Below are 13175 nucleotides of genomic sequence, written 5' to 3' on the forward strand. Positions count from 1 at the left end.
AGTGTGAATTGGTTCAATTTTTTATTAAATAATGAGTAAAATTAAACGAAAAGAAACAATAATGGCACAGTTGAAGAACTTACTGGTTCAACACGGCTTGCCTTATCTTTTTATTGCACTTGTTTTGTGTAATGGGGTTTATTTTGCCTATGCTTTTATAACTGGAAGTTCTATTGAGCAGTTTCAAATTTCTGAATTAACCTCTTTTTACGAACATACCTCATCCATTCCTACCAACTAAGTTAGCTTTGCTTTTGTCAAAATAACAACAAGTTTGCCAATTTTCAGTGTTATAGTATGCGTGCATAAAAGTGCAGGAACGATTGCCATTATGAATAATAAAACTCCTCTCTCGACTCAACCACTTATTGAAGTGAAAAATCTGAGTTTTAATCGAGGGGAACGCGTCATTTATGACAATATTAGTTTAAATATACGTCGAGGCCAGATTACGGCCATTATGGGACCTTCTGGTACAGGTAAAACAACATTATTACGTCTGATTGGTGGACAGTTAGTTCCTGATCAGGGGGAAGTTTTGCTCGACGGTAAAGATATTGCAAAAATGTCTCGTCAGGAACTTTTTTCAGCCCGTGCACGTATGGGAATGTTATTTCAGAGCGGTGCTTTATTTACGGATATGTCGGTCTATGAAAATGTGGCATTTCCGATTCGAGCACATACCAAGCTTCCTGAAAATCTAATTGCTGAACTGGTTGCATTAAAACTGGAATCAGTTGGTTTGCGTGGTTCTGAACAATTAATGCCTACAGAACTCTCAGGTGGTATGAACCGTCGTGTTGCTTTAGCACGTGCGATAGCGCTTGACCCTGATTTAATCATGTACGATGAACCTTTTGCGGGGCAAGACCCCATTGTAAAAGGTGTATTGACACGTTTAATACGTTCATTGCGAGAAGCTTTAGATTTAACCACAATTATTGTTTCGCATGACGTTCCTGAAACCCTTTCTATTGCTGATTACATTTACGTTGTAGCAGAAGGAAAAATTCAAGGGGAAGGAACGCCAGAAGAGTTACAGGCATATGCTTCTCCATTTGTGCGCCAATTCTTAACAGGTTCGGCAGAAGGACCGGTTGAATACCAATTTAGTCATCAAGCCTATTTAGATAACGAGGTTCGTCCATGAATACGATTGCCTGGTTAGGTAGACTCGTTATTGAGCGGATTCGAGGGATTGGTGTTGCAGCACTAATGCTCTTACAAATTGTTTTTTCTTTTCCTTCATCTGGTGGTTTTGGTCGATTTATTTACCAAATGCATCGGGTAGGGGTGATGTCTTTGTTAATTATTACTGTATCGGGCCTATTTATTGGGTTGGTACTGGGGTTACAAGGATATTCAATTTTAGTAAACGTCGGCAGTGAATCAATGCTAGGCACAATGGTGTCTTTAACATTGCTGCGTGAATTGGCACCTGTGGTTGCTGCTTTATTATTTGCTGGTCGAGCGGGTTCTGCATTAACAGCAGAAATTGGTTCAATGAAGCAAAGTGAACAACTTGCCAGCATGGAAATGATCGGGGTTGACCCATTAAAACAAATCGTATCACCACGTCTTTGGGCGGGAGTGGTTAGTTTGCCGATGCTAACTGTCATTTTTGCTGCGATTGGTATTGTGGGCGGTAAAATGGTAGGTGTCGATTTTCTTGGCGTCGATGAAGGCTCATTCTGGAGCGGAATGCAAAACAACGTGCAATTTGGGCATGATGTCGTAAATGGCATTATTAAAAGTATTGTGTTTGCTTTGTTATGTACATGGATTGCGGTATATCAAGGATATGCGTGTGATCCAACTCCAGAAGGAATCGCAACTGCAATGACGAGAACAGTTGTATATTCTTCATTATGTGTTTTAGGTTTTGATTTCGTGTTGACTGCGGTCATGTTCGGAGGGATTTAATGAAATCACGTAGTAGTGAGCTGGCCGTAGGTATCTTTGTTATTATCTTCGGTATTGCCTTGTTCTTTTTAGCCATGAAAGTTAGTGGCCTTGTGGGTACCAACTTAAATGATAGTTATACCATGAAGGCTCAGTTTGATAATGTCAATGGTTTAAAGCCTCGTGCTAAAGTAACGATGAGCGGTGTCACGATTGGTCGTGTTGATTCAATTACTCTTGATCCAGTTACGCGTTTAGCTACCGTAACATTTGATTTAGATGGGAAGTTGACAAGTTTTAATGCTGAACAGCTAAAAGAAGTTCAGAAAAATGCTTTAGACGAACTCCGTTATAGTTCTGACTACACGCAAGCTTCTCCAGAGCAACAAAAAGCAATGGAACAGCAACTGACCAGTAACATGAACTCCATCACAAGTATTGATGAAGATGCTTATATAATGGTAGCAACAAATGGTTTGTTGGGTGAGAAATATTTGAAAGTCGTTCCGGGTGGTGGTTTAAACTATCTTAAACGTGGCGATGTGATTTCAAATACTCAAGGAACCATGGATTTAGAAGATTTAATTAGTAAATTCATTACTGGCGGTGGTGCAGGTAAAGTTGCCGCTGGTTCAGCCTCAACAGATGCAGGTACTCCTGCAAGCACTAATAATGATAGTGCACAAACATCATTTGTTGAGTAAAAGATTATTTGAGGAGTAGTTCCAGGTGAATACGTTGTTTAAACAAACCCTGACAGCAAGTCTTTTGTCTACGATGATTGCAGGTACAGCATTTGCTGCGCCTTCAGAAGCACCACCTGATTTTATTAAGCGTGTTGCTGATGGTTTGATCGCTCGTTTAAAAGCAGATCATGCAAAATTACAAAGCAATCCTGCGTTGGTGAAAACGATCGTACGTCAGAATTTGGACCCGTATGTTGATTCACAAGCGTTCACTCGTATTGTGATGGGTACTTATGCGACGAATCAGTATAGTACAGCTGCACAACGTGCTCAGTTTGAAACGAATTTCCGTAATACATTAATTGAAAATTACGGCAGTGCATTTGCTAAATATACGAATCAAAGCTATACCATGCGTCCTTACAAGGCAACTGCGGGTAAAAACCCAGTAGTGACATTGGACTTTAATCACAATGGTGAAAAAATTCCTGTCTCTTTCCAGTTAGCTGACAAAGGTACTCAATGGAAAATCCGCAATATCAATGTTTCTGGTATTGATCTAGGATTACAGTTCCGTAATCAGTTTGCTGCAACAGTGAAACGCAATGGCGGTGATTTAAATAAAGCAATTGCAACGTTCCAACCTGATGCAGACGCAGCTGTTAATAAAAACAAACAGAAATAAGTAGGTGACGAGTGGTTCAGTATCTCAACCAACAATTGGTTGTTTCGGGAAAAATAGATTTTGAAAATGCCGAACAACAGTATCAAGCAGGTTTAGCTATCATAAAGAAGCAACAAAGCTTCCCTCTAGTGGTAGATTTAACTGAGCTTGAGCATGGTAGTACCTTGGCATTAGCTGTTTTAGTTCAGTGGTTACGAGAAACTCCAAAAAATACTGGTTTGCATTTTAAAAATGTCCCTGAAAAAATGCTGAAGATCATTCAAGCCTGTCATTTGCAGGAAGATCTGCATCTGATTTGATGTTTTTGATGTAAAAAAGCACCTATATTTAGGTGCTTTTTTATGCTCGAAATTAGCATTTTATTACAAAGCTTAGATCCATTTTTTCCAGCGGAAGTAAATAATTGGACCGATAAAGAAACCCATAATAATCAGTAATACAACGAAGAAACTGGTCGTACCATGTGCGAAAGGTAATACATCTGTGTTCATGCCATAAATACTGGCAATAAGCATCGGAGGCGCCAACATACTTGGTAAGATCGAGAATCGACGAATCGTGTCATTCTGTTCGGTGTTAATAAATCCGGACGTCGTATCAAGTAAGAATCGTACTTTTTGGAATAAGAACGCATCATGTTCTACCAGTGAGCGTACATCTTCACTGAGCTCTCGAATGTCTGCATCATAAATATGACTGCCTAAAGCACGTGGACGCGATAAGAAAGTAAGTACACGTCGTAAATCAATCAGACAGAGCTGCGCTTTTCCTAGCATGTCTTCTTGCTGAGCAAGGCGTGTAATCATGTCATCAAGATCTAGAATTTTTTCACGTTGATGGTTATTAAGAACCTCGGTGGAGTATTTTTCTAAATCTTTGTGGATATCTTCTAAGATATCCGCAAGCTCATCGAGTTTTGCTTCAAGAAGGCCCAATAAAATCCATGTAGGGTCTTTATAGTCCATATCATAGTCATTTCGACGAGCACGTGCACGAAAGGCGCGAAAAGCAACTAACTTTTCGCCGCGCATTGTGAACAGGCGGTCTTTATGTAAAATGAAAGCGACCGTTTGCACCATTGCTAAAATGTGTGATGAATCTTCTGCGTCGCCGTCCACCTGATAGTTTTTATTTTTCGTTAAAAAATAAGTACTGATATGCAAAATACCGTCATCATCACGGTAAAATCGTGCAGAAGATGAAATATCTTCAAGCGACTTTAGTGTTGGTAGATTTTGGTCGTAGGCATCTAATACCCATTGTTGCTCTTCTTGTGAGGGTGCAATAAGATCAAGCCAGACTAATTCGGGATGTAGATCAAATCCACCATTGATGGTGGCATCTTCCAGACTTCCGCGTTCTGTGGCATAAAAGGCTTCAAGCATGTGTCTTTTTTCCTCACGCAGTCTGATGGAAATGGATGGGTGTATTTTAGACAAGGATTTGCCGAAAAACACTTGCCAATACGCTATTTTGCAAAAAAAAACTCTATCGATAGTTTAGTTTGTCAGCATGACAGTTCAATAAAACGGTTTTTTACACTATGAAATCAATTTGTATTTTCTGTGGTTCATCTCTTGGTTCAAACCCAATTTTCCAACAAATTGCCCAAGCTACAGGCGAGGCTATTGCAAAACAAGGTAAGACTTTGGTTTATGGTGGTGGTCGCTCAGGCCTAATGGGTGTGGTGGCCGATAGCGCCTTACAAGCAGGTGGACAAGTCATTGGCGTGATCCCTCGTGCTTTAGTTGATCGTGAGTTAGCTCATCCGGGCCTAACCAGATTATATGTGGTTGAAAATATGCATGAGCGTAAAACCAAGATGGCGGATCTTTCAGATGGCTTTATTGCTTTGCCGGGGGGCGCTGGTACATTGGAAGAAATCTTTGAACAATGGACGTGGGCGCAATTAGGGATTCATCAAAAGCCATGTGCTTTCTTAAATGTAGCGGGCTTTTATGAAGATTTACTTAAAATGATTCAAGGAACGGTGGATAATGGATTCAGCCAAGCACGGTTCGTTGATAAATTGATCGCATCAGACGAAATTGAAGATATCCTTCAGCAATTTGAGCAATATCAGGCTCCTGCTCCAAAATGGACAAACGCAGACGTCCAACCATAAACGAGGTTAAATAGGTGAAAACAATTACGGTCGCTGCCGCAGTGATCTTAAATGAGCAAAATCAGTTGTTGCTTGTAAGAAAGCGTAATACACACGCTTTTATGCAAGTAGGTGGCAAGCTGGAACCTAATGAGGCACCAGAGATCACCATGCAACGCGAAATTTTAGAAGAAGTCGGAAGCTCTTGTGTGATTGAGCAATTTATTGGTCATTTCGAAACAGCAGCTGCCAATGAGCCAGATCATATTCTGGTGAGTCATTTATATCTAGTTCAGCTTGATCAGGCCCCTAAAATTGCAGCCGAAATTGCAGAAATGAAGTGGATAGATTTAAATGATTCGGAAACTCAACTTGCACCATTGACCCGAGAAATTGTCATTCCTTGGTGTGAAGAGTATTTATCTACAGTGCAATAGCTTAACTCTTCGGCGTCGCTGCTAGGCACGCCGTATGAATGGATGTGCAGCCTAATGGTTTAAGGGCTTGACTGAGCGCATGAACAGAGCTTCCTGTAGTTATCACGTCATCAATAATGAGAACGCGGCGATAACGTCGTTTCTCTTGATGATGAGGTAAAAATTGTTGTTCTATATTTTCAAAGCGCTCCAGTCGAGAAAGTCCTTTTTGAGAGTGCTCATTTAAACGTTGAATTGGTTGCCAAACAGGTATTTTTAAGTGTTTACTTAAGATATTGGCAAGTAATAATGACTGATTGAAACCACGCTCGATTAAACGTTGATTGGAAATGGGCATAGGTACGATCGCTTGTACCTTGGGAAATTTTAATTGTTTTAAAATTTCACCTAATAAGATCTGATAATGTAACTTTTGTTCATATTTAAACTGCTGAATGATCCGGTTAACTGGATAAGCATAATTACAGGCCACAAGAACAGATAGATTATTACGTTGAATCGTTTGTTTAAGCCAAGGTAGCTGTTCCCAACAGTCTTTACAGAGCGAGTATTTTTCTCGCATGCCTAACTCGCACAATGAGCAAGGTGAAAATAACTGAATAAGATGCTGGAAGTTTAAAAAATTAAACATAGGCGTAGCGAGGCGCCTCAGGAAGCCAACGTTTTAATAGAGCATCTGCCTGTTCTGGATAATCTTTTAAAACTTGCTGTGCCACATAGTGGGCTTGACTCAGTAGATGATCATCTCGCTCTAATCGGGCCACCCTAAATCCCATATCCCCAGTTTGTTTAGTTCCTAGTAATTCACCCGGCCCACGTAATTCCAGATCTTTTTCCGCAATTACAAAGCCATCATTACTTTCTCTTAAAATAGAAAGTCTCTCTTGTCCATTTTGAGAGAGAGGCGTTTTATATAAAAGTACGCAAAAACTAGCTTGAGCACCTCGACCTACGCGACCTCGTAATTGGTGTAGCTGAGAAAGCCCTAAACGCTCGGCATTTTCAATCACCATAATGGAAGAGTTAGGAACGTCTACTCCAACTTCAATCACTGTTGTTGCGATAAGAAGTTGTAATTCATTATTTTTAAATGCTTGCATTACGGCTTGCTTTTCATCGGCTTTCATTTTGCCATGCACCAAGCCAATGTTGAGCTCAGGAAAACGTTCTTTCATCTCTTGGTAAGTTGCTTCGGCGGCTTGAGCATCTAAAGTTTCAGATTGTTCAACCAGTGTACATACCCAATAGGCCTGTTTCCCATCTCTACAATTCGAAGCAATTCGTTGAAGTACTTCTTCGCGACGATCAAGTGGAATCGTAACGGTTTGAATTGGTGTACGGCCCGGTGGCAACTCATCAATAATTGACGTATCTAAATCGCCATACGCACTCATTGCCAGTGTTCTCGGAATCGGAGTAGCTGTCATCACGAGTTGATGTGGGGTGAATTGCTCAGCACCTTTATTACGTAAAGCTAAACGTTGATCTACACCAAAACGATGTTGTTCATCAATAATTACCAGCCCCAATTTAGCGAAGCCAACATTGTCTTGAAATAAGGCATGTGTACCGACAATAAGTTCCGCATGGCCTTCTTTAATTTGTTGTTCTGCTTGGGCACGGGCTTTACCTTTCTGTTTGCCAGATAACCATGCAACGGTAATACCTAATGGTTCAAACCAACGTTTAAAGTTTAAATAATGCTGTTCTGCAAGAATTTCAGTCGGAGCCATTAATGCAACCTGCCAATCTGCTTCTAACGCATGACAAGCGGCTACAGCTGCAACAAGGGTCTTTCCAGCACCTACGTCGCCTTGTACTAGACGTAGCATAGGTTGATGTTGTTTTAAGTCATTTAAAATTTCTTTAGATACACGTTTTTGTGCATTGGTCATTTGAAATGGTAAAGCTTCTAATAGTTTTTTAGCTAATACTTTACTGCTTGAAAAAGCAGGTGACGCAATTTGACGAATATAAGCACGGCGATTAAGTAAACTAATTTGGTGCGCAACCAACTCTTCAAAAATAAGCCGTTGCTGTGCAGGGTGTGAGCCTTGAGCCAATTGGAGCATGTTGGCATCAACTGGAGGCTCATGAATGTAATACAAAGCCTCTTTTAGCGCATAGCCATTGGTATATTGTTTTGGGAGTAGCTCTGGTAGGACATCACTATGATGTTTTAAAGCTTGTTTAACATATTCGCGTAATTTGGGTTGAGTTAACCCATCCGTACTTGGATAAATTGCTGTAAGCTGAGTTTTTGGGAGGGGCGTATGTTCATGAATGAGCTGAATTTCAGGATGATACATCTCAAGGCCGCGAGCACCTACACGGACTTCACCAAAAATACGTAAGCGATGACCGGGTTTTATTTTATCAGTCAGGTTTTTATAAATATGATAAAAGCGTAAGGTGACTTTACCGAATTCATCTTGCACCAAGGCTGCCATAGATTTTCGTTTTCCCGGAGGGAAATCAATTGATTTGACTTCTCCTTCGAGTAAATAGCTCCGTCCAACCACAAGTTGATTCATTGGAATAATCGTACTTCGATCTTCATAATCACGTGGCAGATGAAACAGTAAATCATCTGTGGTAAAAATATTTAGTTTTTCGAGCAGGGCTGCTGAAGCCGATCCAACGCCTTGTAACTGATGGACTGAAGTCATGTCCCCTCAACGAGTTTTCTATGCATATATTATTTATCGGTTATGGTAAAACATCTCATCGTGTTGCTAAACAACTATTTGAGAAAGAACATCAAATTACCACAATCAGCCGTAGTGTAAAAACGGATAGTTACGCAACACATCTTGTTCAGGATATTTTTTCGCTCGATTTAAGTAAAATTGAACCTGTAGATGTTGTATATATTTTACTTTCTCCAAACGAGAGTACGGTTGAGGGCTATCAGCAAACTTATGTTGATAGTATTGAACCGATTCGAGAAGCATTAAAAATACATCCAGTGAAAAAAATAATCGTTGTCTCTTCTACGCGGGTATATGGTGAAAATAGAGGAGAGATTATTGATGATTTTAGTGAAATTCATCCAAGTGATGAGCAAGGCCATATATTACGTAATATGGAACTCCTTTGGCAGAAACATTATCCAGCTCAATGTGTAATTATTCGCCCTACAGGTATTTATGGAACTTCTATTGCCCGTTTAAAAAAAATGGCTGAAAATAATCAAAGTTATCCAAATATACATTATAGCAATCGAATACATATTGATGATTTAGCAAGATTTTTAGCTTTTATGGCTGATTATGCAAATCATCAAGCAAGCTATATTGTGACTAATAATCAACCATTACCTTTGCATGAAGTTATTGTGTGGTTTCAAAAACAATTGGGTTTACCAGAGTTAACTTTAGAATCAAACCAAATTTCAGGTAAAAGAATTTATGCAAAACATTTATCTACAACAGGTTTTCAGTTAGAACATCCGATTTGCTTTAATGACTATTTATTATGTTTAAATGTTCATAGCACTAAATGAAATTTTGATTAAACTTTAAATAAGAACATAAATACCTGATGAGGCAGTCAAATTGCCGATAAAGATAAAAAGGTTGAAAGTGAAAAAAATTTGTTTAGCTCTTATCTTGAGCATAACAGCTGTTGCGAGTTGGGCTGAGGATCAGGTGTGGTGTGCCTATGATCCCATTGGGTCCCAAGGGGATATTACTCGCCGTTTAAATGACATTCGGCTATATGCCCAGCAATATCAAGTCAAATTTAAAGTAGTTACCTATCAAAAAGAACAGCAGGCCATACAAGCTTTTGATGATGGGAAATGTTCAGGTTTAGCGGCATCCAATTTCAATACTTATCGTTATAACCAATTTATGGGAAGTACCGCCGGTATAGGGCTTATTCCTAATAATCGTACAGCCAAAAGCTTCTTGCAACTTTTAAATCACCCTACAATTGAGAAAAGGCTGGTTTCTAAGAATTATGAAGCTGTAGGAATGATTCCCATTGGAACTGCTTATATGGTTCTAAAAAATAAGAACCTCTCTAGAGTCGCTCAATTAAGAAATCAGCGTATTGGGGTGCTACCTAATAATCCACCACAACAAGCATTGGTACGAAGTGTAGGTGCTCGGCCAGTCTATGTCGATTTGTCTAACGCGATTGTGCAGTTTAAGCAAAATAAAATCGATATTGTTCCTGCACCAGTGTATGGGTTATTGCCATATAACTTGCAAAAGGAATTTGGGCCGGATACTCAAGTCATCAATTTTCCTTTGGCATATTTCAGTGTTAATTTAATTATTAAACCGCAAGCTTATCCTGCTAATTTTGGTCGAAAAATTCGCGGGTGGTTTGTTCAAAATAGTCAATTGCTAACTAACCGTGCGACACAATGGGAAAATCATTTACCTGCTTATTATTGGGTGGATGTCTCTTTTTATGAAAAGCAAAGTTATGACGTGATGGTTGCCAAAATACGTAATCAGTATGTTCTTTCTGGCTATTACGATGCTTATTTTGTTCAGCTTATGAAGCGCTTACGTTGTATGGACGATCCACGTTATTTTGAATGTCCAGTTCGCTAATAAAATAAAAGGCAACCGAAGTTGCCTTTTATTTTGACTAAAGACTTTAAGCTTTTTTGCGTTTTAAACGGCGTTTAGCTTGTTGAGATGCCATTGCTTCAAGAGCATCTTTCAATTCTTCGTCAGTAAAGGTGGTGATGTGCTGCAACATTTGCAAGGTTACTTCATCAAGCACCAACTGTGCGCCAGCAGCCATTTGACGGAAATTATCATCAAACTCAATTTGGCCTTGATCGTTAGTACGAATGTAATTTTGTTGTGTAAGTACTTTTAAGAAGCTTTGGAATAAAGCTTTATCGAAGAACTCTGGCGAATTAAATTCATAGAGAACTGATAAACGTTGCCCTAATAAATGACTTAATTCTTCAACTTGTTTAGCAGAAATATTACCAGAACCACGTTGAGTAATGAGCGCAAGCGTCATGTAGTAACGCTCAAGACTTTGCTTAACTGGTGTCGCTAAAACAACAAGCTGATTATGCTCTTCAGTATTTGGCGCAGAGCTAATCAAATTACCTTCATCATCTTGTTGAATAAGGTTAGATTGAACTAGAGCATCTGCATATTGCTCAACTTGTGCCTTAAGCTCGCTGCTTTTCCATTTAAGGAATAATTCAGCTTTCAAGAATGGATAGAGCGTATAGATGACATTAGTTAAATCTGAACGACTGATTTTTCCATTATGTTCAACAAGTGATGCCACTAATGAAGGTAAAACAAAGGCGTGCAAGATGTTATTACGGAAGTAAGTCAGAAGAACCGCTTGGTTATCTTCAATCGCAATAATATCGCCAAGTGCATGCTGAACGCGTTTAATGAGTTTAAGCTTTAAACCATACGCAATAATTTCTTTACCAGAAAGTGGTGTTACTTCCATACGTTGATCATATGGGAAGTTCGATGCCAAGTTACGATAAGCTTCAAGTTGTTTAATACAGATTTCTTCATCAAGCGTATGCTTTGGAGTTGCAAGCAAAATAATAGAAAGTAAAGAAACAGGGTTAATCACCACAGCTCGGTTAATATTTTCTAAAATTGCATGTGCTGAGCTATTTACTGCATCTGAAACGGCTTGAGGAATTGGGTCGTCATTTTTCTCGATGTAAACATTTTCAGCATTATGTTGCTTAAGCAGATCATCAAGGAAAACGGGTTCACCAAAGTTTACGTGGACTTTACCAAAGATACGTTCAATTTTTCGTAAGGTTTTCACAATACCAAAAATAGATTCGGCTTCTTTTGGCTTACCTTGCATTTCGCCTACGTAAGTTGAGCCTTCCATGAGTCGTTCATAACCAATATAAGTTGGTAAGAAAACGATCGGTTTAGCACGGCCACGTAAATGGCTGTGAACTGTCATGGCAAGCATACCGGTTTTAGGCGGTAATAAACGTCCAGTACGTGAACGTCCACCTTCAATAAAGTATTCAAGTGGGGTATTACGTGACAAGATGCTATATAGGTATTCTTTAAATACAGTGGTGTATAGACCATTTCCACGGAAAGAGCGGCGAATAAAGAATGCACCGCCTCCACGTAAAAGCTGCCCAACAAATGGTAAGTTTAAGTTATCACCTGCAGCAATATACGGAACCATCAAACCACGTTTATAGATCACATATGACAATAGTAAATAGTCAATGTGACTGCGGTGGCAAGGTGTGTAGACAACTTCATAGTCTTTTGCTAATTCACGAACGGTACTAAAGTTATGTACTTCTACGCCGTCATAAAGCTGGGTCCATAGGCGTGTTAAGGCAAGATCGGCAAAGCGCACTGCTGAGTGTGAATAATCCGATACGATTTCATTCACATAGCCAATCGCACGGCGTTCAGCTTCAAGTATGCTCACTTTCCCGCGAATACTTTCACGGCGGATTGCTTCTTGCACATCACGAGATTTAACAACCGATTGCATGACATTGCGGCGATCCGACAAATCGGGGCCTAACACGACTTCACGCTGACGGTCTAAATAATCATTTAACGTACTTACAATATAAGTTGCTGGTGAAAGATTTGGATAATGCTGCTGTGCATATTCAACCAATTCACGTAGCGATTGTGGTTCATGAAATTCTAAATAAGACTGACGCCCATGCAAACCAATATTAACCAGTTGCTTAACTGTGCTTGGTGTTGCCCATGTGTCGGAAAATAATAATTTAAACCAAGAATCTTCTTTATCTGGCGAACGGCCCCATAAAACTGTAACCGGAACAAGTTCTATATCAAGTTCAGGATTTTCTTGTAAAACTTCAATCAGTTTTAATAAGCGTGGTGGAAAAGCATGAGGAGGCGGATTCAGTAAATTATTTTCATCATTGTGCTGTAAAAATAAAACTGATGCTTTTTCCTGATGAGTACCCACAATGAGTGGGTCTAACGCAGGTTTTAAATTTAAACGACGCGTTTCTCCATCAACCACCAGAGCATTGCTTCGAGAGTGGTTTTGCAAGACATAGCAAACCACTTTTTGGCGCTCAGTCTTTGCTTCTGTTTCTGTTGTTTCTGATACTGGTTCAGTAGGAACTTCCCCAAGAACATGTGGTGTTACCACGAGGTCAAGTAGTTTACTCGAAAGCCGACGATACATTTGACCAAACCCACTCTTGGACATAAGAACTCCTACTTCTTAAAGACAAATCCCAGCACCAAATGCAGAGGGTAATTATTTTGCGGCATTTATTAAAAAAAACAATATGCTACTTTCTTATAAATTATAATGCTTTTGGCATATTTTATCGTTAAAAATCGTATTTTTAGCTGTTATATGAGCAATCTTCGTCAGAA

The 13175-nt window shown here is 39.5% G+C and carries 14 protein-coding genes; 10 read left to right on the top strand and 4 right to left on the bottom strand.

What is annotated here, in order from left to right; translation table 11 throughout:
• Positions 1 to 31: 31 nt before the first annotated feature.
• From SOI76_RS02060 to SOI76_RS02085, 6 genes are all read left to right on the top strand, one after another.
• Positions 32 to 241 (top strand): hypothetical protein, encoded by a 210-nt coding sequence (locus tag SOI76_RS02060; RefSeq protein WP_104079795.1) that lies wholly within the window; start codon positions 32 to 34, stop codon positions 239 to 241.
• A gap of 90 nt (positions 242 to 331) precedes the next feature.
• Entirely contained in the window at positions 332 to 1150 is an 819-nt protein-coding gene (locus tag SOI76_RS02065) for an ABC transporter ATP-binding protein (protein ID WP_002116999.1), read from the top strand.
• Positions 1147 to 1923, top strand: a complete 777-nt coding sequence (gene mlaE / locus SOI76_RS02070) for a lipid asymmetry maintenance ABC transporter permease subunit MlaE (RefSeq protein WP_002117010.1) — start codon at positions 1147 to 1149, stop codon at positions 1921 to 1923. Before SOI76_RS02065 ends, mlaE begins: the two co-directional genes overlap by 4 nt.
• Positions 1923 to 2606 (top strand): outer membrane lipid asymmetry maintenance protein MlaD, encoded by a 684-nt coding sequence (locus SOI76_RS02075; protein WP_014207762.1) that lies wholly within the window; start codon positions 1923 to 1925, stop codon positions 2604 to 2606. Before mlaE ends, SOI76_RS02075 begins: the two co-directional genes overlap by 1 nt.
• Positions 2607 to 2631: 25 nt before the next feature.
• Positions 2632 to 3273 (top strand): phospholipid-binding protein MlaC, encoded by a 642-nt coding sequence (locus tag SOI76_RS02080; RefSeq protein ID WP_032054643.1) that lies wholly within the window; start codon positions 2632 to 2634, stop codon positions 3271 to 3273.
• 11 nt (positions 3274 to 3284) lie between these two features.
• The gene (locus SOI76_RS02085) at positions 3285 to 3572 is read left to right on the top strand and encodes a lipid asymmetry maintenance protein MlaB (RefSeq protein WP_016142960.1); all 288 of its coding nucleotides are present in this window, start codon (positions 3285 to 3287) and stop codon (positions 3570 to 3572) included.
• A gap of 72 nt (positions 3573 to 3644) precedes the next feature.
• Here SOI76_RS02085 and SOI76_RS02090 read toward each other — a convergent pair whose 3' ends face one another.
• Positions 3645 to 4658, bottom strand: a complete 1014-nt coding sequence (locus SOI76_RS02090; protein WP_016142961.1) for a magnesium and cobalt transport protein CorA — start codon at positions 4656 to 4658, stop codon at positions 3645 to 3647.
• A gap of 158 nt (positions 4659 to 4816) precedes the next feature.
• Between SOI76_RS02090 and SOI76_RS02095 the strand changes: the two genes are divergently transcribed.
• Together SOI76_RS02095 and mutT are read left to right on the top strand one after the other, a co-directional pair.
• Entirely contained in the window at positions 4817 to 5398 is a 582-nt protein-coding gene (locus SOI76_RS02095; RefSeq protein WP_104079796.1) for a TIGR00730 family Rossman fold protein, read from the top strand.
• A 14-nt stretch (positions 5399 to 5412) separates the two neighbouring features.
• Positions 5413 to 5814: an NUDIX hydrolase gene (mutT, locus tag SOI76_RS02100; RefSeq protein WP_002116701.1), complete on the top strand. Its 402-nt coding sequence runs from the start codon at positions 5413 to 5415 to the stop codon at positions 5812 to 5814.
• Position 5815: 1 nt separating this feature from the next.
• On the opposite strand, the gene comF is transcribed toward mutT, so the two are convergent.
• Positions 5816 to 6445, bottom strand: a complete 630-nt coding sequence (gene comF, locus SOI76_RS02105; protein WP_104079797.1) for a ComF family protein — start codon at positions 6443 to 6445, stop codon at positions 5816 to 5818.
• Entirely contained in the window at positions 6438 to 8483 is a 2046-nt protein-coding gene (recG, locus tag SOI76_RS02110; RefSeq protein ID WP_104079798.1) for an ATP-dependent DNA helicase RecG, read from the bottom strand. The genes comF and recG overlap by 8 nt, the downstream gene beginning before the upstream one ends.
• 20 nt (positions 8484 to 8503) lie before the next feature.
• Between recG and SOI76_RS02115 the strand changes: the two genes are divergently transcribed.
• Both SOI76_RS02115 and SOI76_RS02120 read left to right on the top strand, forming a co-directional pair.
• Positions 8504 to 9319: an NAD(P)H-binding protein gene (locus tag SOI76_RS02115; RefSeq protein WP_104079799.1), complete on the top strand. Its 816-nt coding sequence runs from the start codon at positions 8504 to 8506 to the stop codon at positions 9317 to 9319.
• Positions 9320 to 9398: 79 nt separating this feature from the next.
• A complete protein-coding gene (locus SOI76_RS02120) occupies positions 9399 to 10382 on the top strand; it encodes a putative solute-binding protein (RefSeq protein ID WP_104079800.1) in 984 nt (327 codons plus the stop codon).
• A 46-nt stretch (positions 10383 to 10428) separates the two neighbouring features.
• Here the strand turns inward: SOI76_RS02120 and plsB are convergent, their stop codons facing one another.
• Entirely contained in the window at positions 10429 to 13002 is a 2574-nt protein-coding gene (gene plsB, locus SOI76_RS02125) for a glycerol-3-phosphate 1-O-acyltransferase PlsB (RefSeq protein ID WP_104079801.1), read from the bottom strand.
• Between the last annotated feature and the right edge of the window lie 173 nt (positions 13003 to 13175).

The sequence above is a fragment of the Acinetobacter pittii genome, from assembly GCF_034064985.1.
Lineage (GTDB): Bacteria > Pseudomonadota > Gammaproteobacteria > Pseudomonadales > Moraxellaceae > Acinetobacter > Acinetobacter pittii_H.

Bases quoted from the DNA above. Each gene is read 5' to 3' on its own strand.
- comF (WP_104079797.1), bottom strand. From the start codon at position 6,445: ATGTTTAATTTTTTAAACTTCCAGCATCTTATTCAGTTATTTTCACCT.
- recG (WP_104079798.1), bottom strand. From the start codon at position 8,483: ATGACTTCAGTCCATCAGTTACAAGGCGTTGGATCGGCTTCAGCAGCC.
- SOI76_RS02115 (WP_104079799.1), top strand. From the start codon at position 8,504: ATGCATATATTATTTATCGGTTATGGTAAAACATCTCATCGTGTTGCT.
- SOI76_RS02075 (WP_014207762.1), top strand. From the start codon at position 1,923: ATGAAATCACGTAGTAGTGAGCTGGCCGTAGGTATCTTTGTTATTATC.
- mlaE (WP_002117010.1), top strand. From the start codon at position 1,147: ATGAATACGATTGCCTGGTTAGGTAGACTCGTTATTGAGCGGATTCGA.
- SOI76_RS02060 (WP_104079795.1), top strand. From the start codon at position 32: ATGAGTAAAATTAAACGAAAAGAAACAATAATGGCACAGTTGAAGAAC.
- SOI76_RS02090 (WP_016142961.1), bottom strand. From the start codon at position 4,658: ATGCTTGAAGCCTTTTATGCCACAGAACGCGGAAGTCTGGAAGATGCC.
- plsB (WP_104079801.1), bottom strand. From the start codon at position 13,002: ATGTCCAAGAGTGGGTTTGGTCAAATGTATCGTCGGCTTTCGAGTAAA.
- SOI76_RS02065 (WP_002116999.1), top strand. From the start codon at position 332: ATGAATAATAAAACTCCTCTCTCGACTCAACCACTTATTGAAGTGAAA.
- SOI76_RS02095 (WP_104079796.1), top strand. From the start codon at position 4,817: ATGAAATCAATTTGTATTTTCTGTGGTTCATCTCTTGGTTCAAACCCA.